Raw genomic sequence first — 22,585 nt, forward strand, 5'->3', positions numbered from 1 at the left:
TTCAAGGATTAAGAAATATATTTAACCAGAATACAGATATAAAAATAGCCTATACCAAATTAGCACATTGGTATAAGCAAGTTGAAGAATCCGGGTTTAAAAGCTTCCAAACCGTAGCCAACAGCATCAGCTTGAATTATCGATCTATCCTAAACTACTTTGTAAACAGAAGTACCAATGCCTCAGCAGAATCCTTTAATGCCAAAATAAAAGCCTTTAGAGCACAACTTAGAGAGGTGAAGAATACTGAGTTTTTCCTATTTAGATTATCCAGAATTTTTGCGTAGTCCACAACAAATGGGAATGATCCGGGATGATCCTTAACAAGCCCGATTCAGGCAAAATATTGAGCATAAAAAAAGCCGGATAAAAATCTCCGGCTTTTCGTGCGGATGACAGGAATCGAACCTGCACACCTTGCGGCACTAGATCCTAAGTCTAGCGTATATTGCACCAAATTGAAACAAAGTCATTCATTTTCAATTGATTATACGATTCTACATTTTCTTTAATATCATCTAATATCAATTGATTTCAACATTTGTTGTACCTATGTTGTACCTGAAAAGAACAATAATTTCGTATCTTTATGGTGTACTTAGGTAAAGGAATACATTCAAAATGGAATGTTGTACCTATGTTGTACCTGATTTGACTTTCGTACTCAAAACAGGTCAATTATGTCATCAAACGCAAAGATAGTTCTACGTAAAAAACCAAACAGTAAAGGGCTTTACCCATTAGCTGTTCGAATTACAAAAAATCGTCGTTCAACATATCAATATATAGGTCATTATATTGACATAGAGGATTGGGACGAAAAAAATATTCGAGTAAGAAAGTCTAATTCAAATGCTGATAGTTTAAACAAGTTGCTATCACAGGAACTCTCGAACGCCAATAAAGCACTTATTGACTTACAATCCGAGCATAAAGATGCATCTGCCAACCAAATCAAAAAAGAGATATATGCCTCGGGAAACTCTGCTACCTTTTTTGAACTAGCACAAGAGCATCTGGACGAATTGGAAATCGCCGAAAAATTAAACCGGTTATCTACGGATAGTGCTTTGGTTAGCTATATCATAAAGTTTAATAAATCAAAACAGTTGGCTTTTCAGGAAATTAACGAACGCTTCCTAAAAAAGCTGATGATATATTTGAAAGCCAAACACGAACTTTCAGAAACATCAGTAATGAACATCTTAGTCCTCATTAGGTTGTTGTTCAACAGAGCTATTAAGCTCAAAATAGTTAGTAGGGAATTATATCCTTTTGGTGGTGACAAGATTAAAATTAAGTTTCCAGAAACAAGCAAAGTCGGGTTGAATATTATTGAAGTAAGAGCCATAGAAGCTCTTGAGAATTTAACTTTGAGTGAAATACACACTCGAAATGTCTGGCTCTTTAGTTTTAATTTTGCCGGAATGCGAGTTACCGATGTATTGTGGACAAAGTGGTCTGACATATACGACAAAAGGTTGCATTATAGAATGAACAAAAACTCAAAATTACTATCATTAAAAATTCCAGATAAGGTTTTCAAAATTTTAGATTATTACAAAGAAGACAAAAGATATGCAACCGATTTTGTTTTTCCCGAATTGAAAAAAGCGAATCTCGATGATGCAAAAGATGTCTATAACAAGAGAAAGACAGCTACCAAGAAATTTAATGACAACTTAAAATCTATAGCTAAAAAGGCGAAAATTGATAAGAAAATTACAATGCATATTGCGAGGCATACCTTTGGCAATATTGCTGGTGATACCATCCATCCCTTTATGCTGCAAAAATTGTATCGTCATAGCGATTTAAAAACCACATTGAACTATCAAGCTAATTTTATTCACAAAGAAGCAGATGATGCTTTGGATAGTGTGGTAAATTTTTGAACTATTATCAGCCATCTGCAAATATTTTAAAGTCATATTTCAACATATTCAATTGCCATTCCCTTACCTTTACCAACATAATTTTATGTTTATGGTGTTAAAGGTTAAATGGACTGAATTTAAAAGTAGTCTTGAAAATTTTCAGTCCGAAGGAAATGCGCTTATTAAAAAATATAAAGCAGCAAGAACTGAGGATTTATTAAATGAATTGAAAGAGGAAAAACAATCGTGGGAAAGCGATGTAATCAGTTATGTAAAGGCTTCTTTTGACCCTGAACACACCAATTTTGCATACGAGTTTAAGGCTCAACAAGGATATAATTTCGGAATGAAATTAGGTATCGACCAAAGAGTCAAAAACACTATTCAAACCATTAAAGATGAAATTAATGGGCTTGATTACTATTTAAAAATATTATTCATTTCAGATGCTATTGTGCGAGCTGATGACATTGATTTAGAAGAGCATAAAAACCTTGATACCGAAGGCATTCTTGATCTTATACTTTCTAAACTATATGAACTGTATAATGATGGGAAATACTATTCTATTAAGTGGATTCTTGAAGGTAACGGCCTAAAGTTAGGTGGGCGTAGCGAAGATTGGGACTATGGTAGAATGCTTGAAGAACGAGGCCTTATTGAGACTATGAATGGTCGTGAGGTAAATGCCAAACTAAAACTTGAGGGAAAGTATGCCATTGAACAAGCCAGAAAATCCCAAGTGCCCGACTACTCAAAAATTAGCGATTCTGATGAAGAATTAAAAACACTTCTCAAAGAGGTACTTGCCGAAGTTAAAAGATCAGGATATGGTCAGCAAATCATCTTCGATGAGTTTGATGAGCTGCGCAAAGACATTCCGCATCTTAGCAAAAAATCGTTTGGTCAGTTATTAAAATCAAAACTTGGCGATTTGGTCGCAGCCAAAGCCTTTGACAAAGCTATCGCCAGCGACATATTCAAACAATTTACTAACCAAATATTTCCATTTTACGTACGAGAATATGGGCAGGTATTAAAAATAGAATAGTTCAATTCTTCCGAAAAGAACCACCACCAGAATATGAGGTGACAGAATATGTGTTTTCGGATAGACAACCTCTTGATGGTTCTTCGACCATTTCATTTTTCGTAAACAATCCCAAGCCAGATGTAAGTGTTACCAGAACTTTTGATAGCGAAGACCAAGCCGTTAATTGGCTTATGGAAAATCGAGATTTCAAAAAGATGTTATTTAGTAATGTATTTCCATCCGCAAATTCGGTGAAATACCAATGTGGCGTTAAAGAACCTATCACAATCCCAAACAAAATGCCAGGGGATATTGACATTCTTCTGTATGAACAAGGAAAGGAACAAAATGCGGTTGGAATAGAATGTAAAATAGTAAAAACCGAATCGCTTGAAAATCAACCACCAAAAATAAACAAGATTACAAGCGTTCAAAAAAAGGGAACTATTCAGGCAAATGGATATACCGAAATTGGATTCAACAGGGTTTATCTGCTAATCATACTATTGGATGATGGCCGGCATTACAAAAACCCCAATGTTATGTTCAGAACTACACCTTTTAAATGGTTGAAAGAATTGTATGGTTTTGACTGGCAAACCCGAATGAGTGATGATATTGGAATTATTTACGTTCACATAAATCAATTTACTACTAACCATATAAATCAGACCAAAGGATTGGGATTGCGTGTAGAACGTAAAGCAATACCAATTTTACAACCTGAAGAACTAACTGATAAAATCAAAAAACTGGATTCATAGGATAATTTGAAACGTAAAGGAACTTGCAGGATATGCGGAAATCATAGTAAACTAACGTTTGAGCACGTTACACGAGAGTGTAAACTGAACTCTCTATAGTTTGCCTGATTCATTTTCTCAAGTGCTCGGTTCTTGCCTAAAACATTCCACCAACATCCCATAAAGTTCTGGATGTTTTCTTTTTAGTAAATCCGCTCGTTCAAAAAAATACTCTGAAGCAACCGCAAAGAATTCAGCTTGATTTGTTCCACCATATTTACGAATATCTGAATGGTTATCGTTAATCGCTTCCATTTCTTTATGGATTAAGTTTAACCAAGGTATGGCATATTGATGTTCCATTAGCCGCTCTGACACACCGTCTGTTCTATCGTCCAACTTATCTATAAGGTGCACAAATTCGTGTATGCCAGTATTGCTTTTATCGGTTGTATTTTTAAAGCCGTGGTACAATGCTTTCTTGGAAAGTATCATCTGTTTCTCGAACCTTCCATTTCCAACTATTCCACCAATATTCCGTGAGTTATCCTTACTGCTAAATTGCATATCCTCATTAAAATTATCAGGATATAAAAGGATGCCACTTAAATTTGTGTAGTGCCATTCCTTGAAGCCAAAAACTGGAATGACGGCACTTGCTGCAATTAAAACCTTATCCAACTCTTCCAGTTCAAACTGCACAGCATCGATATAGACCTCACTTAAAAATAGCATCATTTTTTGCTGAAAAATTAGCTGTGCGTCTTTTGATAGATTTCTATAAAACAGCACATTATCCGTCAATAATTTATGCCAATGTTCTGGAAATGGTTTTACACTATGACGTTTTGCTTTTCTATAAAAATGAACAGCAAAAAGAACAATCACAACCGAAATAAAAATATAAGCCATATTAAAAACGTATTAATCTACAGGTTCGGCCTTAAATCCCACTTTTTGCAAAGTCGCCTTTACATCTTCTTCGGTTACACCATCGCTTTCAATGGTTAGGATTTTATCAGGATTAGAGGTATCTACTTCCCAACTTTCTACACCTTCTTGTTTGTTTAAAAAAGGGGTGACTTTTGATACGCACCCACCACAATTGATATTTGTTTTAAATTTTAAAGTTTTCATAGTATTGAATTTATTTATTATTAAAGTTTTACTCGTTTAAGTCTTAAGCTATTTGCAACTACGGATACACTACTGAATGCCATTGCTGCACCTGCAATCATCGGATCCAACAAAAACCCATTTACAGGATAAAGAACTCCCGCTGCAATTGGAATGCCAATAATGTTGTAAATAAATGCCCAGAATAAGTTCTGACGTATGCCCAACACGGTTCTTTTTGATAGTTCCAATGCTTTTGGGATAGATTGTAAATCTGATGTTATCAAGGTCATTTTTGCTACATCCATTGCGATATCCGAACCTTTGCCCATAGCAATACTCACATTGGCTTGCGCCAGGGCGTGCGAATCGTTGATACCATCGCCCACCATTGCTACTATCTTTCCGTCCGCCTGTAATTTTTCGACAAAAGCCGCTTTGTCCGAAGGCATCACTTCTCCTTGGTAATTTGTTATTCCTACTTGTTTTGCGACAGCAGATGCGGTTTTATTGTTATCTCCAGTAAGCATATAGACCTCAATGCCTCGTTCTTGAAGTGTTGCTATGGCCATTTTTGAAGTTTCCTTAATCTTGTCTGCAATGGCGAGTATCGCCAGCACTTGTTTTTCATTGCCAAAGAAAATGACGGTTTTCGCTTGCTCTTCGAGACTTTCTGCTGTTTGCATCAAGGAAGCATCGATTTGAATATTTTTCTCAAGCATTAGTTTATGGTTTCCAACATAGTATGGTGAACCATTTTCTGTTTGAGCTTTCACACCTTTTCCTGTAATACTTTCAAAAGAAGCAATTTCAGCTTTTTCAATATTTTCATCTTTTAAGTGATTGACTACAGCTTCCGCCAAAGGGTGTTCTGATTGTGCTTCAATAGCTAGAAGAACTTTTTTGTATTCGTTGATATCTTCGAGTTTATCCTTCCAAAATATATCAGTTACTAAAGGTTTTCCTTCTGTAATTGTACCTGTTTTATCAAGAATGACAGCATTCACTTTATGACCGAGTTCTAAACTTTCGGCATCCTTTATAAGGATATTATTTTCTGCGCCTTTACCAATTCCCACCATAATGGCGGTAGGTGTTGCCAATCCCAAAGCACAAGGACAGGCGATTACCAATACTGCTACAGAGGTCAATAAGGCTTGTGAAAAGGCATTATCGCCTCCTACTGACATCCAGACAATGAAGGTTACAATGGAAATACCCAATACCACAGGAACGAAAATACCGGCAATCTTATCGACCAGTTTTTGAACGGGTGCCTTACTCCCTTGCGCTTGCTGAACCATTTTAATGATTTGGGAAAGCAGGGTTTCTCCACCTACTTTTTCAGCGGTAAATTGAAAACTTCCTTTTTGATTAACGGTACCAGCGAATACCTTTTCCCCTTGGGATTTCTGAACTGGAACGGGTTCTCCAGTAATCATACTTTCATCTACATATGAGCTTCCCTTGGAAACTTCGCCATCCACGGGAATCTTTTCTCCGGGACGCACCAAAATGGTCTGACCAACCTGTACGGATGAAATAGGGATTTCCCTCTCTTCCCCATTCTCAATAATTTTAAGGGTTTTAGGCTGAAGCCCCATTAGTTTTTTAATGGCTGAAGATGTATTTGATTTTGCCTTTTCTTCCAATAGTTTCCCCAAGGAAATAAAGGTGATAATCACGGTAGCCGCTTCGTAATATACGTGAGGCTCGATGCCACGACTTAACCAAAATTCAGGAAAAAAGGTATTGAATACACTAAAGAGGAAGGCGATTCCGGTACTCAACGCCACCAAGGTATCCATATTTGCTTTACCGTGTTTGGCCTGCTTGAAGGCATTGATGAAAAAACTGCGCCCAAACCAAAAAAGAATTGGAAAGGCCAATACCAATGAAATCCATTTGCCTGGTTCCCATTGCATATAGAACATTCCCAACACAAAAATGGGTAGCGTAAGTATCGCCGACCAGATGGTTCGGTTTTTTATGTCCTGATAATGCTTTTGCTGAAGTTCTTGCTGTACTTCCGAAGGGTCTTCGGCATCAATTATAATATCGTAACCGACCTCACGAAGCGCGTTTTGAAGTTGATTTGGACTCAACTCCTTGTCATATTCCACAAGAACGGAACTATTGGCAAAATTAACACTTGCATCAAACACACCTTCTGTGTGTTTTAATACAGATTCAACACTCGCTGCACAAGAGGCACAGGTCATTCCCGTAACTGGAAATGATTCTTTCACACCCTGTTTATGATTCTTCTTATTGGTTTCAAATATGTTGATTGTCTCCATAAATCCGTTCTTATTTGTATGTTACAAATTTCAGGATTAAAAGACTGTAATGTGTTACGTTATATGCTGAATGATTTGTAGAATTTACTCTTCACGAATTATTACTACCAATTGGATAAGTCGTTTTTAATTTATCTTTTATCACCGCAATGGATACGTGTCTATCAGTCTCTACTATTTGTAATCAAATACCCTTTTGATTGAATGACCTTTTTTATCTCATCGACATTCGTTTTAGTGGTATCAAATTCTATAATTGAAGTCCCTTCTTCAAAAGACGTAGATACATTTGTAACCCCGTCAATTTTGTTTACCGAATGGTTGATGTTTTCTTCACAACCCGAGCATACCATCCCTTCAATATTCAACTTTACAGTTTGAATATCGGTATTGTTTGTTGCAACAATTCCTACTTTCTCCGTTGAATGAAATATTTGTGGATAATAAGAAACCAATGTCATTACAACAACAAACACTGTAACCAACCACAAATAGAATTTCGACTTAAAAAATGATGGCTTAGCCATATCACAGTTACCACAATCGTCCACCTTCTTTTTTTTATAAACCTGATAAAAGGCCAGTCCCAATGACAAAAATGCTATAACCAACAGATAAGGTTTCAAGGCAATAAGCCAAGAAAAATAGACAGAACTTCCACTAATACCAGCTACACTTGTAAGTAGCAAAGGACCCCAGCAGCATAGTTTAAGGGAAACTGCTGAAAATACAGCAGTCCCCATAGATGTTTTTTTGTTCCATTTAGTAATTGCCATACCTAACAACTTCCTATTCCCGCGTTTACCAAATCCTCTTTTGTGATTTCGATTTTGGTGCAGCAATTCAGTAGTTTTCCGTCCACAGCAATGGCGGGAACTCTTGTAACCCCATATTCCTTCATTTTTGAAACACAGATTTTACTTTCGCATTGCTCGGACAGATTATGAAGTGTGATTTCGCAGTCCTTTCCTGCTGTCTCTTTTACTAATTGCACCACAGGCTCGCATACCGGGCAACCTGCTGTAAAAATCTCGATTTGTCGTTTCATCTTATTTAAGTTTAAATTAATAATGGAACAAAGATGAGAACGTGAGGTAGGGGGTCACCAAACTTTTTTTAACCTTTTTTTTCGTTGTAGTTTTTTAATCTGGTTTCAATAGTTTGGATTTCTTTTAAGCGATTGGTCAAATCGGATAATTCCAAATTGGGGAATTCACTTTTTAAATATTCAATTTTATCTTCATTGCCACAATTTCCTGGGCAAGAGTCCACGGCCTTTACAATTCCAATAGCAAGTGCTTTTCGATAGACTTCATCCAGCAGTAAGTAATGTGCTTTTTGAATCCCCTTATCAATGGATCTGAACTGTATGTTTATTTGTTCGGGGTCCTTTCCTTCATCAAGCATTTTAACAATGCCGTTTATTTGACCACTCAAAGTTTTTAATCTGGATTTAATATCCAAGATTAAATCAGTAGGTAATTTGTACTGTTCCATATTCATAATTTGTCCATTATAATGTTTAGCAACAACTTGAATTATTACATCTTTTATTTTCTTGAATTGGTGGGCAGGCCACAGTACCGTAAGAACAGAATACGCAGCAATCTCCTTCTTTTGGTTTAAGTATTTGTTTGCAATTATCACATTCATAAAAGAATTGACAGGATTCTGTTGGCATTTCTTCTACTTTTTTGTGTCCACAATTTGGACAGGTAATTTCTGATTTTAATTGGATTTCCATTAGTTTTTTCTGTCAGTTACTTTATAGCCTGTTGCGTTAATTGCATTTTCAATTTCTTTTTCATTGGTTTTGGTTTTATCAAACTCAATGATTGCATTTCCATTTTCGTAAGACGCCTTTGAGTTTACAATTCCGTTGAGTTTGTTTACTTCGTGATTGACGTGTTCTTCGCAACTTGCACAAGTCATTCCGCTAATTTTAAATTCCATTGTTTTAATATCCGATTTGTCAACTACGATTATTTGCATTTCTATGTTTGGATAAAAAATGGATGAATAATATGGAAATGCCAGCATTATAATTGCAAATACAGTTACAATTCCTAAAAACTTTTTTGATTGTATAAATTTTGGTTTTTCGTCTGTTTCACATTCGCAGTCAATTTCTTTTTGAGGTTTTAGTTTTTGATACCAAGCAAAGCCGAGCACTAAAATTGTTAGCCCGATTAGATAAGGTCTAAAAGGCTCAAGCCAAGAAAATGTTGAGGCAATTCCACTTGTTCCCGCGATTAAAGCCAAAACGGGTGTAATACAACATAATGAAGCTGTAATAGCAGCAAGTAAACCTGCACCAATTAATTTGTTCTCACGTTTCATATCGTTTCTAAAACTTTGTTTTTATCGAGTATTTCAAAAAACGGATTTAATAATGTTGAATATTCAGGGGTTAGTGAGTAAAAAATCGTTTGAGCATCTCTTTCGGTTTCCAATAAATTTCTGTCCTTCATTTTTCTCAAATGTTGAGAGATAGCAGAAATATTCATTTCGAGAATATCACTTAAGTCGCAAACGCAAAGTCGTTTCTCCTCAAAGAGTAGGTAAAGAATTTTTAGCCGAACATTATTTCCGACTAAAGAAAGTCCATTTGCCAAATAGTCAAACGATTCATTTAATTCTGAAACTGTCTTTTTACAACGGTTTATCTGTTCAATATCTGCCTGTTGTCTTATGCAAGAATTATTTTTCATAAGGCAAAGTTACAATTATTTCTTATTTAAGCAAATACTTAAATACAAAAAAGAATGATATGTAAATTTTGATCATTATGTTCCTTTTGTTTTGATGTATCCGTCCGGGAAGTACATGGGGTTAATCCTCTTCGTATTCGGTTGTAAAGGCAATGTCTTTACCTTCAGCTCTGGCTTGATGCACCATTTGTTGCATGTGTTCAGGAAGGGATTCTATGGGTACAATCAAATCATCCACCATCACTAAATTGTTAAATGGATTACTCTGCTGCATATGACCGGTAGAGAATTCCGGGTTGTGATACCATAGGTCGAACATATCCTTTATCATTCTGGCCTTGGCAGACACTGTAGAGGCCTTGGTGCCAAAATAGTTGTGGATCTCTCGGGTATGCAGATAGGGCTCAAAAGATTTATCTCCCAAAAAATTAATGGAGCCTATGGCATATACAACTGCAGCCGCCCATATTTCCAGTTTTCCCCTTTTAAAAGGAACTTCTCTTTTTCTGCCCATCTTTTTAATGAGTTTCTCGCAGAGTTCAAAGTATTCCTGGTTGAGTTTCTGGGCACAAAAGGTTCCTGTGAGTTCTAATAATTGTTGCTCTTTCTCTTTGATCTGTTCTTTGGTCATTGTAATGGGCTTTAGCTTGTGGTATATCCGGGTAATAACTCTTCGAGTTTCTGGATGTTATAATCGGGGATTCTCTGCAGGGTATCGGTAAGCCACTGCCTGGGATTGATGTTCTGCATCTTACAGGTACCGAAGAAGGAATACAAGATGGCAGCATGTTGTGCCGCCCGGTGTGATCCGGCAAAGAGATAGTTCTTCCGGCCCAGGGCCAGGGGCCTGATCGCGTTCTCGATCAGGTTGTTATCCAGTTCGATACGTCCGTCGGTAAAGATATTCTCGAACTTGGGGTACTGATTGATAAAATAGGCCATAGCCTTGCCCATGGGGCTTTTGGGCAGTACGTTAAACTGCTGCTGTTCGATCCATGTTTTGATTTGTGCCAGTAGCGGCTGTATTTTTTCCTGACGAAGGGCTTTTCTGCTTTCGAAGTCTTCTTTTGTCTGTTTTTTAATCTCCCGTTCCTGTAGGTAGATCTCCCGGAAGATCGCCAGGGCTTTTTCTGCCCGGGCCTTGTCGCTGTCTACCGCATCACTGAACTTCCTTCGGGCATGCACCAGGCAACCGGCCAGGGTCATGGCAGGGTCGGCGCCGATCTTGTCATACACGCTATAACCATCGCACTGCACATAGCCGTTATAGTCCATAAGCAGCTCCTTAGGTCCCTGCTGTCCACGGCCTTTGCGGTAATTAAATAATACGAACCGATGTACCGGGTCGTGATAGACCCACTGATAGCCTTGATGCGTACTGCCCGGTTTGTCACTGTCCAGTACCTTGATCGGGGACTCATCGGCCTGGATATAGCCTGAGGCCAGTATTTTTTGTTTTAAGGTGTTGTATAGGGGTTCCAGCAGTTGGCAGCATCCTTGCATCCAGTCACTCAGGGTACTGGAAGCGGGTTCCCAGCCAAAATCTCGCTTAAATATCTGGATTTGGCGATAGAACGGGCTATGATCGATATACTTGCTCACCAGGATATGGGCCAACAAACACGCCTCGGCAATGGATTTATCGATAGGACGGGTAGGTAATGCTGCTATACACACCCCTTCACCGTCAGCTTTAGCATATTTGGGACGAATGGTCCTTCTTTTGACCAGGCTGGCCGGAGTATATTCTAAAGTTTCGGTGATTTCCTCTCCGATTTTTTTCAACCCAGTGGTATCTTCTTCCGGTTCTATAATCACTTCCCGAACCGGAAGGTGTTCCGGTAAGGCATGACGTCCCGGGTGTTTTTGTTTATCCCGGGTATAGGTGATGGTCTCTGTAGCAGGAGTTGACTGTTCTTGAGAAGCCTCCGCTTCAAAAAGCGATAATTGATGCTCGGCAATGGCCGCTACAAAACGTTCCGATTTAAAACCACTCAGAAGCTTGTAGATTTGGGCCAGCTCTGCTTTTAAAGAGGCGATGTTCTGCTGATACTCTTGTTGCATCGAGAGCATCTGCTCCCGAAGTTCACAGTTTTCCGCTTTGAGCCGTTGGTTTGCTATACGTAACTCCTGATTCATCGGGAACCGAAGATACGAACCCTTCCCCATGTATACCAATAATTATTCTACTTTTTCATAGCGTTTGCGCCGGGACAGATTGGTAATGGCCACCCCGTCAACGAGCAGTACCAACTGAGCGTAATCCAGGCGCAGCCCTTCCACCTCACTATCATAGTGGGGCAGCTCAAAGGTACCCGATTCCAGGCGTTTATAATACAAGACAAAACCTCCGGATTGCCAGTGCAATAGCTTGACCTTGTTCCTGACTTTATTCACGAAGATATACACCGCTCCGTTATTGGGGTTTTGTTGCAGATCGTTTTGAACCAACCCGCACAGACTGTCAAAGGATTTACGCATATCGGTGGGATGAGCGTACAGGTAAAAGCGGTCCGAACTACTCAGTGCAAACATGATACCGGAATTTCTATGGTGATATCCCTTCCAAGACGGATGATCATGGACGTGGAGTCGTCACTGGGGGGTTGGGGGGCGGTTATAGGTATAAATCCCGAAGGCTTCTCTGTAGCGGATTCCGCTTTCCCGGAGGTAGGCTCACCGAGTTTACGTAACCAGTAATACAATTTACTCTCGGTAATACCATGAGCCTGAGCAAAGGCAGCCTGACCTTGACCACTCTGGCGATATTCGTTCACCAGACGCTCCATACGTTTGTAGTTCGTAGTTTTTGACATCGTTCGTTTTGTGGTCAAAATTAGAACACTATACTATACCGGTAAAGATGTACTTAGACGGACGGATACGTTTTGATTTGTGTTTTGCAAAAACTAAAACTACCGAATTGTACATCTGTTCTTTTAGCTTGTAGGTGAAGGTATTGCTGGCTTTACAGTTAATTGTCTTTTAAAACTACAAAACAGAAAATTCTGTATGGTGTTGAATGGTGTTGTGTGGTCCTCTGATACACAGCGAATTTTGTCAAATCCTTTTTTTAATTCCGATGTTAATTCCTCTTCATTGTATTGTTTTATTTCAAGTCCGCTACATTTTTTTGGTCCGTTTTGTGAAAAGGTTCCTATTATTAAATAACCTCTTACAAATTTTGTCGCTATGTTAGTATATTTTTTAATCTGATCATCTGTTGTAAGAAAATGAAAAGTTGCTCTGTCGTGCCAAACATCGAAAGATGTATCTGGTTCAAATTCGGTAATGTCGCTTACAATCCAATTTACTTTACTTGCCTTTTCTCCCAGTCTTTTTTTAGCTTTCGCAATTGCTTTTTCTGAAATATCAAGTACAGTAATGTTATTATACCCTTCCTTGAGTAAATAGTCAACAAGTTTACTGTCGCCACCACCAATGTCTATAATTTTTGCCTTTTTATTTAGTTTGAACGAACGTATAAACTTCAGTGAAGTTTTTGGTATTTCTTGCGTCCAACTTACCTGGTCTGGATTTTTAGTTTCCTAAACTGTTTCCCAATGTTTCTTTCTGTCTAATTTCATTTTGATATCTAAATTCGGTTCATTGGTAAATCAATATATCATCTACTGATTTAAATACCCCTTTAATAGTGGTAAACACACCCTAAATCTCATCCAAGGATTTTCGGTTTTTGTCTACAGATTTCTTGAACTGCGTAGGTGTCATCCCAGTAATTTTCTTGAACTGATTGCTTAAATATGCAACGCTACTATAATGTAGTTGAAAAGCTATTTCACTTAAGGTTAGTTCATCGTAAACTATGAGTTCTTTTATACGTTCAATTTTTTGGTTGATGATATATTGCTCAAACGTGATGCTTTCTACTGACGAGAATAGGGAACTTAAATATTTGTAATCCAAATTAAGTTCACCACTTATAATATCTGCCCATTTTAAATCGGTTTCGTCGTTGGAATGATGTATTTTCTCAACAACCAAAGTTTTCATTTGCTCAATAAGTTGACTTTTACGGTCGTCAATCAAACTGAAACCTGAATTTTGAAGGGCTTCGGAAAGCTCTTTTTTGGTGTTTGCATTTAATGTTGACACTAATTTAACTTCTCCCAATTTAATAGAAGCATAGGATATTTCAAGTTGTTTTAAAATATTGGATACTGCCGAGATACATCTTGGGCAGACCATATTTTTAATATAGATAATCTCTCTCATATAATACTTGTCTTTAAAACAAGGTTAACCCAGATTTGTGTAAAGAATAGTAAACAGCAGCTATCGCAGCAATTACAAAAATCAATACTATCACAACAAAAGCTATAATTTTATCTTTTTTTGTGATATTACTTTTAGGTTGATGCTTCTTCCTTTCATTTTTTCGTCTATTTCTTCTGCTTTCACTCATTATCGTTCGCCATTATAAAACCAAGATTATTTTTTGGCCTTATGTAGATTACTTGATTAATCCGTAATTCGTTTTATTTTAAAGTTGCTTTTACCTCTCCACAGGTTAACATAGCCTCTCCATAATATGGATTTCGCACTTCTTCTTCCAAACTTATCCAATAGGCACCTTTATTGTTATTGGCCATTGGGCAAAACTGGATATATACATTTTGGTTGACCCCAAAAAGCTGTACACCACTTATCATATGTGCCGAAAGATGCTTGAAATGCCCTCTTTGTGCTGCTATGTCTGAACTGTTCTCAATAGCATTTGCAGATGATTTTAGTTCCTTTTGAATGGTCATCCAATGGTTGTGTGCTTTTTCATCGGACAGCAACTTCATATCAACATTTTTTAAGGATTGGATTATTTGCTTTCCTGCTTGTTGTGCACTTTTAGCATCGTCATTAACCAAAGCATCTTTTACAAGGATATAATCATCAAAAACCTGCTTCAATTGATTTTGAAATTTCTTTGAAACAGCTATCCTTTCTTTCATTTCAGAATGGTCTGTATTCACCACATTATCCCCAGTATTGTTTCCTTGCATACCCAAATGCCCTTCGTGGCCAGTCATTGTCTTACCTCCTGCCGTGTTCATCATACTTTTCTTGCCCTGTAACTGTGCAGCAGCATCTACGGTAAATGTGCCATTGGTAACCACTTCATCTCCATTTTCAAGGCCTTCAAGTATGGTATAGGTGTCTCCATTGGCATTACCAAGTAAGACTTCTCTCATTTCAAAAACAGCCTCGTTAGGATTTGTTTTGACATAAACCACAGAACGTTCACCAGTCCACATCACAGCTGTAGCAGGAACTGTTATTTTATTTGTGGTGTTTTCTTGAGTACCTTCAATTTTACCTTCAACAAACATTCCTGGTTTAAATAGGTCGTTTTTATTATTTAGTACCGCTCGTACCACGATAGTTCGCGTTGCTGAATTTAATAGTGGGTCTATAAAAGAGACTTTTGCATCAAATACTTCGTTACGATATGCGTTGGTAGTTACTTTAATGGTCTGTCCTACTTTCAAGGAAGCAATTTGGTTTTCATAGGCATCAAACTCTGCCCATACCGTATTGAGGTTGGCTATTTTATATAAGGGTTGCCCTTGTTTTACATAGTCCCCTTCTTCAACCATTTTCATTGTTACCGTTCCTGATACAGTTGCAAAAACTGGAAAGTATTCTTGCACTTTTCCAGCTGACTCAATAGCGTTAATTTGCTTTTCGGAAAGCTTCCATAATTTCAGTTTATTCCTTACAGCCTTGTACAATTCGGGTTGCGACTCTTTTAAGGATGATGCGGTAAGCAATTCTTGCTGTGCTGCAACCAAGTCTGGCGAATATATCGTAGCCAAGCGCTGGCCTGCGCCTACACGTTCTCCAGTAGAATTAACATATAATTGTTCTATTCTACCTCCAAAATAGGTTACCTGTACAGCATTAGATTCTTCATTGGCTTTTATCTTTCCAGATAATTTTAGGATATTATTTCCAATCTCTCCCTGACCAACAATGGATGTTTGAATATTGGCCAATGCCATTGCATTATCTGTCATTTTAAACTGGTCTGCCATAAGACCATCTGCTCCTGCTTCAGCAGGTATTAAATCCATTCCGCAAATAGGACAATCTCCAGGTTCCGGTTGCATAATCTGTGGGTGCATAGAGCAGGTCCACATTTGATTAGTAGCAATTTCTTCTGAATGTTCGTGATTGTCTTTAGCACTATTTGTTGCCTTATCAGTAGAATCTCCACCGAACAGTAGAAAGCCACCTAGAAGGCCAACAATCAAGGCAATACCTATATAAATGATGTTTTTTTTCATTGTCTTTGTTTTTATTTGTTATTTTCTAATCGTTTAATCATTGCTTTCATTTCTGCAATTTCCTTTTCTTGTGCTTTAATTATATCATCTGCTAATTTCTTCACTTCCGGGTCTTGTATATCCGCTCGCTTACTGGTTAAAATGGCGATAGAGTGATGCGGAATCATAGCTTTCATATAGAGCACATCGCCAATAATTGGGGCCTGTGCCCTCACAAGGCCTAACGCGCCACCAAATAGAACAATACTTCCAAGAACAATTGCTATATTTTTCTTTTTGTTTTGGTACATATTACGCATTGTTACAAACATAATAATGGCCATAGCGGCAATACCCAAACAGCTCATATAAAATCGGGTAAGACTAAAATAGACGTGGTCAATTTCATAAGAGTTTAAGTACATTGTAACGTACATTGCTATGAAGGATGCCACGAGCATACCTACAAATTTTGTGTAGTTGTTTTTCTTTGAATTTTGATTTGAATTTTCCATTTTATGTTGGTTTTAGTGTTACTTATTTTCGTTTCTTTTTAACCAATTTTCTAATTGTGGGCGACGATATGTACCAAAGTAAGAACCCACTTAATACTGTAATTAACCCTAACAATGAAAACGCCCGCAGGATTATGGTATTAAAGTTGTCCCTGCCTTGATAGTCCATAGTGTGGTTCATCCACAAAAAATCGAACCAGCGCCAGTTTCTATGACGAACGGTCTGAAATGCACCATTTTCTATGGCGACATAAGCCTTCAAGTTTTGTGGGGTTTTATATGAAATCTCATAGGCTGGTAATGGACGACCACGGTATTCGTGATGTGCATCTACTTTCTCAATTCGTTTTATACCCCTTATTTCCAAATCGGGCAGCATATATCTATTGGCTACCTGTTTTGCTTCAGCTTTAGTAATACCATTTTTTTCATTCCCCGTTTTAGCACTAAATAAATTAGCTTCGTTAATCCAATAGTACGGCTCATTGGCTATTTCCAATAATTTTAGTGTTTGGATTGGTTCTTCACTCGCTAATTGCTCAGTCCCCAATAGGTTGGAAAAAGCAGTTTGCCGTGGCTTTTCTTTTTTGAACTGGTCGCCGTGTATTTCATCAATGTCCGTCCAGCTAAAATACATTCCGCTGATAGTCCACATCAAGAACTGAATGCCGAGGAATATACCCAAGTATCGGTGCGCTTTTCGAATCCATTTTGCTGTCTTTCTGTTGACCATACTTTCTATAATTTAATTCACAAAATATTTGACAATTATTCCACCTACCAACCAGACGTAACAGATATAGGCAACATACTTTAAAATCTTTTCAAGCAATGGGCTTTTAGGTGCCATCCCGCTCATCGTACTTTCAACACCCTTATTTTTAAAGAACCCTAAATAGTTGTTTGTAAAACCCTGTGTTTTCAGATTTTTTTCTTGTTGTCATTAACCATTTTAATTTAAGCTCTTAACTAAATAATTGAAGTGCCAATGCACCACCAACTATTAATATTAGGATTGTATATACTATATAATTGAGCCATTTTTTAACCACAGATTTACCTATTATTTGTTGGCAACCGTTCTTGCAACATTCTTTCATTGTTATAAATTCTTTTCTTTATTGTTATTTGCAAAACCATATAAATAATACTTGAAGATGAGAGGTAAACTTTAATGAACCAACCAAATTTTTACCCCTCAAAATCAAGCATCTTCACTAAACTTCTTTTCTGCGAAATTTTAATTTGCCCGACCTAGGAAGAGAGACGCTATATTTAGGGATTTAATCTCTCTCCCAGTTCAGGCTGCTATTAACCAAATCAACTTCTCTTTTTCAAAAGTTCATTGTGCCTGACTTGGGAAGGAACTAACACTAATCATCAACATTGTTTTCCTTCCCACGACAGGACTTTACAACTATTCAGGTAACCCTGTCATCTCCTAAGCTACTGTTAACTAATAAACCAGTATATTTAAAAGAGTATTAAAGGCAGGGGATTATTTATTGAATAGTTTTTTGCACTTTTCCACATTTAAGCATTCTACTGCCGTAATATGGATTTTTCACTTCTTTACTTGTACTCAACCACGCACTACCCTTATCATACATTGGGCAAAATTGCTCGTATAACGTGCTTTTTGTACCCGTAATAGCTACCATATCAGTAATATCCTTACTTAACGTTTTAAAGTGCTCGCGTTGGTGGTCTATGGCACTTTCAGAAATATGCTCGGCGTGCTCTACGGCATCTTCTATAATGTCTTCTAATTCTTCTTGATTTTCTTTTGAATAACTGTCCGTATCAAATGCTTTAAGAGTGGCTACCAATTTTGTTCCTGCTTGTGCTGCCTTTTTTGTATCGTCCGCAACTAAAGCATCTTTTAAATTAAAGTAATCACTTAAAATAGCTTCTGCTTTTGCGTCACTATTTTTATTCATCATTTTGCTATGGTCCATTTTCATATCTCCGTGATCGTGGTTCATTTTTTCTTTTTCCTGTGCATTGGTAAAAGAAACTGCTAACAATAGCATTGCTGCAATACTCATTTTTAAATTTTTCATTTTAATTACTTTTAAATTATTGTTTATAAACTATCTTTTAATTGTGTGATAAAATTGATTAACTCTTCTGCTTCAGCTTCTGTAAATGTTGCCTCACTATGTATCAAAGTGTAAGAATCCAAAGGCATTTCGCCATTTTCAATCTGCTTGATAATAGACCTTAACTTACTTGCTTTTCTTCGGCTGGATAATGAATCCCATTCGTTGAAATTAAGTTCAGCTTTTCCTTCTTTAATATGGTCTTCCAAAAACCAAGCAACAGGTTGAATTTTATTGTACCAAGGGTATTGCGTATTATTGCTGTGGCAATCATAGCAGGATACCTGTAACTTTTTTTGAATAGTTTCTGGTACATTATTGACCAGCATAAAATCAGTTGACGGTACAGTATCACTTTGATTGCGTGTAGTCGGAATAAATTGAATTCCCACGAACGCTACCAGTAGTACTATTGCTATAATCTTTACAATTTTCATTTAGTTAATTTCACGTTGTACTTTGCCGCATTTTAACATTTGACTACCATAGTATGGATTGCGCACTTCCTCTTTAGTACTTAGCCAAGCTGTACCGCCATCATACATAGGGCAAAACTGCTCGTAAAGCTTCATCTCTGCTCCTGTTATAGCAACCATATCTATAACATCTTTACTTAAAACTTTAAAATGTTCGCGCTGGTGTGCTATATCACTTTCTGAAATGTGTTCTGCGTGTTCAACTGCATCCTCTACAATATCCTTTAATTCCGATTGCTGGGTATCGTTATATTGTGAGGCGTCAAAATTTCCTAAGGATGTTGCTAGGGTTGCCCCAAGTTCTTTGGCTTTGCCATTATCATCTCCCACCAAGGCATTCTTTAAGTTGAAATAGTCATTTAATACCGCTTGTGTATTACTATCTCCACCCATTGCCATTTCCCTCTTTTCGCCGTCGTGATGACCATCACTGTTATCGTGGTTCATTTCTGAATGGTCTCCATCCGTGCTATTTTGTTCTTTGCTGTTGTCTTTACAAGACATTACTGTTAAGGTTATGAATGCTATCGCAACTATACCTAATGTTGATTTTAATTTGCTCATTTTGTTTTAATTTAAGTTTGTGTTTATTAATTATTATTACTGCCTTTTTATAGTGTCTTATAATTTTTCAATGACGTTTTCCAACATTGCAGTTATTTCGCTGGCTATCTCATTCAATTTTTCATTTTTTACAGCTTGCATTGAAGCCATTGGGTTTACGGCCGCAACTTCAATGATACCTGCTTCGATTTCCTGTACTATGACATTGCAGGGCAACATCGTTCCAATTTTATCTTCTGCTTGCAAAGCTTTATGTGCATAGGGCGGATTACAAGCTCCGAGTATCCTATACTTTTTAAAGTCTATATCCAGTTTTTTCTTTAGTGTTTCTGTTACATCAATTTCTGTAAGGATTCCAAAACCTTCCTCCTTTAATCCTTGTGTCACTTTCTCTATGACCTCTTCGAAGGTTCCATTGATTGTTTTATTAAAATAATAGTTCATCTTTTTTTAATTTTTAGTTGTTTAAAATCTTGCTAATAGTCCACCACCCAATCCATATCGGTTATTGTAGTTAGCTTGGATTGAAAAATTGCGCGAAAGAATGTATGCAACCCCTACCAACCATTGTGTTTCGCTTTCAAATGATTTATTATTCTCTAAATCATTGACCCATCCAAAATCTGCTCTGTATTCGTATTCGCCTTCCAAAAAAATTCTTGGAAAAATCAATAATTCTCTGTCCAAACGTATTCTTGGGCGTAGCTGATGGTCCATACTCACATCTACATTAAATCTATAAGGCGTAAAATACTTTACACCAACCAATCCTACGGTATTAAATGTATCGTAAGAATCTGGTGTTGACGTTTCGGTATTTACTCCTGCATAAACACGTACCCAATCGTTCAGATACCTATTATAACTTATTTCGGCTTCAAGATTTTGGTCGTAATCGAACTCTGTTCTCAAACCAAATTCATTTCGGATATTGCTCGACGTTAAAAAGAGTTCATTAAAATTTGAACCTGCACGAGCCAATCCCCACGAATAATAATGGTCTGTCTCATCAATAAGTTTCTGAACTGGATAATCTTTCATTCTATCATCCCTTGGGGTATCGTAACTAAACACTCTTGCCATACCACCCATCATATGGTACAATATGTGGCAATGAAAAAACCAATCGCCATACTCTTCGTTATAAAATTCAATAATAACTTTCTGCATTGGTGGTACGTTCACGGTATGCTTTAATGGGGAACGTTCTCCTTTTTCATTAATGACCCTGAAGTAATGACCGTGCAAGTGCATTGGATGGTGCATCATAGTCAGGTTATTTAATGTAATTCTGGTTACCTCGCCTCCTTTTATATTTATCTTATCGGTTTCTGATAATGGAACCCCATTCATACTCCATACATAGCGATTCATATTACCTGTTAGGTTAAGCAACACTTCATTTACTGGTAAATCTGCCTTAAATTCAGTTTTTTCTTTTGCCTCTAAAAAATCATAGTTGAAGTATGTCTTTCGCTCCTCATAATCAAAAGAAGTAGAATCCTTCTGCATCATTGGCATATTGTGCATATGACCTTCCATTTTATTTGATGCTCCATTATGGCTCATTGACATCGGGTCTTTTTTCATTCCCATTGTATCATCCATCTTCATATCCATTTGGTCATTCATTTTGCCATCTTTCATCGACATCTTATCGTTCCCCATTTTCATCTCGCCGTCCTTCATATTCATCTTCATTCCGTACTTCTGCATTAAAACTTCGGGTGTATTCTTCTTCTTGTTTCCAACCATTGCAGGTGCTCCCATTTTCATATCCATTTTGGCCATTTGCTTCATCATCTCTATTTTACTAGGTCTGTCAATTCTTTTAGCTGGATAAAGTTTGCCACTACCCAAACGAATTGAGGTATTACCAGAGCCGTCTTGTGCTGTGGCAGTAATTTCAATAGTTCCTTCTGGAATAGTTACAATTACATCATACGTTTCGGCTATGCCAAAGAGAAATCTGCTTTTGGAAACGGGTTGCACGTCAACACCATCACTGGAAACCAACATTGGGTTACCTCCTCCGAAATCCATCCAATAATAGGTAGATGCCGATGCATTGATAAAACGAAGCCTTACTTTTTCTCCTGGTTTAAATTCTGGGTACTCTACCAATTTTTTACCATTGGACAAAAATGTGGGATAATAAATGTCTGCAATATCTGCACCTTCCATTCTGTCTCGCCAAAATTTGAATTGTGCTCCTAATGCACCTTCTTTTATTACTCTACTTAAAGGTACTGCTGTTCCTTTTTTTACTTGATACCATTCGTTTCCTCTTTTAAGGTTACGTAATACATTCATTGGTTTTTCGTTTGTCCAATCTGATAATACCACGACTAAATCTTTATCATATTCCAAGGTTTTCTCTTTTGGATGAATGATAATAGACCCATAAACACCTTTTTGTTCTTGTAGCATTGTGTGGGAATGGTACCAATATGTTCCCGATTGGTTGATTGGAATCCTGTATTGGAAAGTTGTTCCTGGCTCAATCGGTGGGGTAGTTAAATATGGAACCCCGTCGTAAAAATTGGGAAGTATCAATCCGTGCCAATGCACTGAAGTTTCTTCATCCATTTTATTGGTTACGTTGATTATAGCAAGGTCTCCTTCATTAAATTCCAAAACAGGCCCAGGGATACCTCCATTGATAGTCATTGCATTAGCAGTAACACCACCAAGCGTCATTTTATTTTCTTCAATGGTAAGGTTATACTCTTGAATAGGTCGTCCTTCTTCTTTTCTATCTTGTCCGTTGGTTCCTACTTGTGCAACACTTTCAAATGAAACGAGAAGTACAAATAGTATTGTTATCTTTCTAATCATAATTCTTTATTTTAGTGTTCAAAAGCCAA

General features: G+C 37.3%; 26 protein-coding genes and 1 pseudogene. 4 read left to right on the plus strand and 23 right to left on the minus strand.

Features of this window, described 5'->3' with window-relative positions:
• The 4 genes from BT112_RS05455 to BT112_RS05470 all read left to right on the plus strand — a co-directional run.
• Window positions 1-287, plus strand: a 287-nt coding sequence (locus tag BT112_RS05455; RefSeq protein WP_139276021.1) for a transposase, incomplete at its 5' end; no start/stop codon positions are given.
• Between the two features lie 393 nt (window positions 288-680).
• Window positions 681-1,895: a site-specific integrase gene (locus BT112_RS05460; protein WP_013072776.1), complete on the plus strand. Its 1,215-nt coding sequence runs from the start codon at window positions 681-683 to the stop codon at window positions 1,893-1,895.
• 91 nt (window positions 1,896-1,986) lie between these two features.
• Entirely contained in the window at window positions 1,987-2,928 is a 942-nt protein-coding gene (locus tag BT112_RS05465; RefSeq protein WP_245776992.1) for a hypothetical protein, read from the plus strand.
• A gap of 38 nt (window positions 2,929-2,966) precedes the next feature.
• Window positions 2,967-3,674 carry a hypothetical protein gene (locus BT112_RS05470; protein ID WP_245776993.1) on the plus strand — a complete coding sequence of 236 codons (708 nt, stop codon included), beginning with the start codon at window positions 2,967-2,969 and terminating at the stop codon, window positions 3,672-3,674.
• A 117-nt stretch (window positions 3,675-3,791) separates the two neighbouring features.
• On the opposite strand, the gene BT112_RS05475 is transcribed toward BT112_RS05470, so the two are convergent.
• The 23 genes and pseudogenes from BT112_RS05475 to BT112_RS05585 all read right to left on the minus strand — a co-directional run bounded on the left by BT112_RS05475 (window position 3,792) and on the right by BT112_RS05585 (window position 22,556).
• Complete coding sequence (locus BT112_RS05475; protein WP_013072779.1) at window positions 3,792-4,565, minus strand: M90 family metallopeptidase; 774 nt, start codon at window positions 4,563-4,565, stop codon at window positions 3,792-3,794.
• A gap of 12 nt (window positions 4,566-4,577) precedes the next feature.
• Window positions 4,578-4,790 carry a heavy-metal-associated domain-containing protein gene (locus tag BT112_RS05480; protein WP_008616468.1) on the minus strand — a complete coding sequence of 71 codons (213 nt, stop codon included), beginning with the start codon at window positions 4,788-4,790 and terminating at the stop codon, window positions 4,578-4,580.
• A gap of 20 nt (window positions 4,791-4,810) precedes the next feature.
• Entirely contained in the window at window positions 4,811-7,069 is a 2,259-nt protein-coding gene (locus BT112_RS05485; RefSeq protein ID WP_072316379.1) for a heavy metal translocating P-type ATPase, read from the minus strand.
• A gap of 164 nt (window positions 7,070-7,233) precedes the next feature.
• Window positions 7,234-7,845 (minus strand): mercuric transport protein MerTP, encoded by a 612-nt coding sequence (gene merTP, locus BT112_RS05490; RefSeq protein WP_008992790.1) that lies wholly within the window; start codon window positions 7,843-7,845, stop codon window positions 7,234-7,236.
• 2 nt (window positions 7,846-7,847) lie between these two features.
• Complete coding sequence (locus BT112_RS05495; RefSeq protein ID WP_072316380.1) at window positions 7,848-8,117, minus strand: thioredoxin family protein; 270 nt, start codon at window positions 8,115-8,117, stop codon at window positions 7,848-7,850.
• 68 nt (window positions 8,118-8,185) lie between these two features.
• Window positions 8,186-8,572 carry a metal-sensing transcriptional repressor gene (locus tag BT112_RS05500; protein WP_072316381.1) on the minus strand — a complete coding sequence of 129 codons (387 nt, stop codon included), beginning with the start codon at window positions 8,570-8,572 and terminating at the stop codon, window positions 8,186-8,188.
• 19 nt (window positions 8,573-8,591) lie between these two features.
• Window positions 8,592-8,813: a GDCCVxC domain-containing (seleno)protein gene (locus tag BT112_RS22055; protein ID WP_072316382.1), complete on the minus strand. Its 222-nt coding sequence runs from the start codon at window positions 8,811-8,813 to the stop codon at window positions 8,592-8,594.
• The gene (gene merTP / locus BT112_RS05510; RefSeq protein ID WP_072316383.1) at window positions 8,813-9,409 is read right to left on the minus strand and encodes a mercuric transport protein MerTP; all 597 of its coding nucleotides are present in this window, start codon (window positions 9,407-9,409) and stop codon (window positions 8,813-8,815) included. Before merTP (BT112_RS05510) ends, BT112_RS22055 begins: the two co-directional genes overlap by 1 nt.
• Window positions 9,406-9,780 carry an ArsR/SmtB family transcription factor gene (locus BT112_RS05515; protein ID WP_008992796.1) on the minus strand — a complete coding sequence of 125 codons (375 nt, stop codon included), beginning with the start codon at window positions 9,778-9,780 and terminating at the stop codon, window positions 9,406-9,408. Before BT112_RS05515 ends, merTP (BT112_RS05510) begins: the two co-directional genes overlap by 4 nt.
• Window positions 9,781-9,901: 121 nt before the next feature.
• Complete coding sequence (locus BT112_RS05520) at window positions 9,902-10,411, minus strand: DUF6398 domain-containing protein (protein ID WP_072316384.1); 510 nt, start codon at window positions 10,409-10,411, stop codon at window positions 9,902-9,904.
• An 11-nt stretch (window positions 10,412-10,422) separates the two neighbouring features.
• The gene (tnpC, locus tag BT112_RS05525; protein ID WP_072316541.1) at window positions 10,423-11,919 is read right to left on the minus strand and encodes an IS66 family transposase; all 1,497 of its coding nucleotides are present in this window, start codon (window positions 11,917-11,919) and stop codon (window positions 10,423-10,425) included.
• Window positions 11,920-11,961: 42 nt separating this feature from the next.
• Window positions 11,962-12,315, minus strand: a complete 354-nt coding sequence (tnpB, locus tag BT112_RS05530) for an IS66 family insertion sequence element accessory protein TnpB (protein WP_072316385.1) — start codon at window positions 12,313-12,315, stop codon at window positions 11,962-11,964.
• The gene (gene tnpA / locus BT112_RS05535; RefSeq protein WP_072316386.1) at window positions 12,303-12,596 is read right to left on the minus strand and encodes an IS66 family insertion sequence element accessory protein TnpA; all 294 of its coding nucleotides are present in this window, start codon (window positions 12,594-12,596) and stop codon (window positions 12,303-12,305) included. Before tnpA ends, tnpB begins: the two co-directional genes overlap by 13 nt.
• A gap of 123 nt (window positions 12,597-12,719) precedes the next feature.
• Window positions 12,720-13,367, minus strand: a pseudogene (locus BT112_RS05540) (class I SAM-dependent methyltransferase).
• A gap of 82 nt (window positions 13,368-13,449) precedes the next feature.
• Window positions 13,450-14,016: a helix-turn-helix domain-containing protein gene (locus BT112_RS05545; protein ID WP_013072784.1), complete on the minus strand. Its 567-nt coding sequence runs from the start codon at window positions 14,014-14,016 to the stop codon at window positions 13,450-13,452.
• A gap of 263 nt (window positions 14,017-14,279) precedes the next feature.
• Window positions 14,280-16,082 (minus strand): efflux RND transporter periplasmic adaptor subunit, encoded by a 1,803-nt coding sequence (locus BT112_RS05550; protein WP_013072785.1) that lies wholly within the window; start codon window positions 16,080-16,082, stop codon window positions 14,280-14,282.
• A gap of 11 nt (window positions 16,083-16,093) precedes the next feature.
• Window positions 16,094-16,576 carry a DUF305 domain-containing protein gene (locus BT112_RS05555; protein WP_008992801.1) on the minus strand — a complete coding sequence of 161 codons (483 nt, stop codon included), beginning with the start codon at window positions 16,574-16,576 and terminating at the stop codon, window positions 16,094-16,096.
• A 22-nt stretch (window positions 16,577-16,598) separates the two neighbouring features.
• Window positions 16,599-17,309, minus strand: a complete 711-nt coding sequence (locus BT112_RS05560; protein WP_008616453.1) for a PepSY domain-containing protein — start codon at window positions 17,307-17,309, stop codon at window positions 16,599-16,601.
• A gap of 769 nt (window positions 17,310-18,078) precedes the next feature.
• A complete protein-coding gene (locus tag BT112_RS05565; protein WP_072316387.1) occupies window positions 18,079-18,639 on the minus strand; it encodes a DUF3347 domain-containing protein in 561 nt (186 codons plus the stop codon).
• Between the two features lie 23 nt (window positions 18,640-18,662).
• The gene (locus BT112_RS05570; RefSeq protein WP_026754886.1) at window positions 18,663-19,115 is read right to left on the minus strand and encodes a heme-binding domain-containing protein; all 453 of its coding nucleotides are present in this window, start codon (window positions 19,113-19,115) and stop codon (window positions 18,663-18,665) included.
• Window positions 19,116-19,718: a DUF3347 domain-containing protein gene (locus tag BT112_RS05575; RefSeq protein WP_072316388.1), complete on the minus strand. Its 603-nt coding sequence runs from the start codon at window positions 19,716-19,718 to the stop codon at window positions 19,116-19,118.
• Window positions 19,719-19,775: 57 nt separating this feature from the next.
• A complete protein-coding gene (locus tag BT112_RS05580; protein WP_072316389.1) occupies window positions 19,776-20,162 on the minus strand; it encodes a DUF302 domain-containing protein in 387 nt (128 codons plus the stop codon).
• Between the two features lie 21 nt (window positions 20,163-20,183).
• Window positions 20,184-22,556 carry a multicopper oxidase domain-containing protein gene (locus BT112_RS05585; RefSeq protein WP_072316390.1) on the minus strand — a complete coding sequence of 791 codons (2,373 nt, stop codon included), beginning with the start codon at window positions 22,554-22,556 and terminating at the stop codon, window positions 20,184-20,186.
• Between the last annotated feature and the right edge of the window lie 29 nt (window positions 22,557-22,585).

The organism is Sinomicrobium oceani (assembly GCF_900119185.1).
Lineage (GTDB): Bacteria > Bacteroidota > Bacteroidia > Flavobacteriales > Flavobacteriaceae > Sinomicrobium > Sinomicrobium oceani.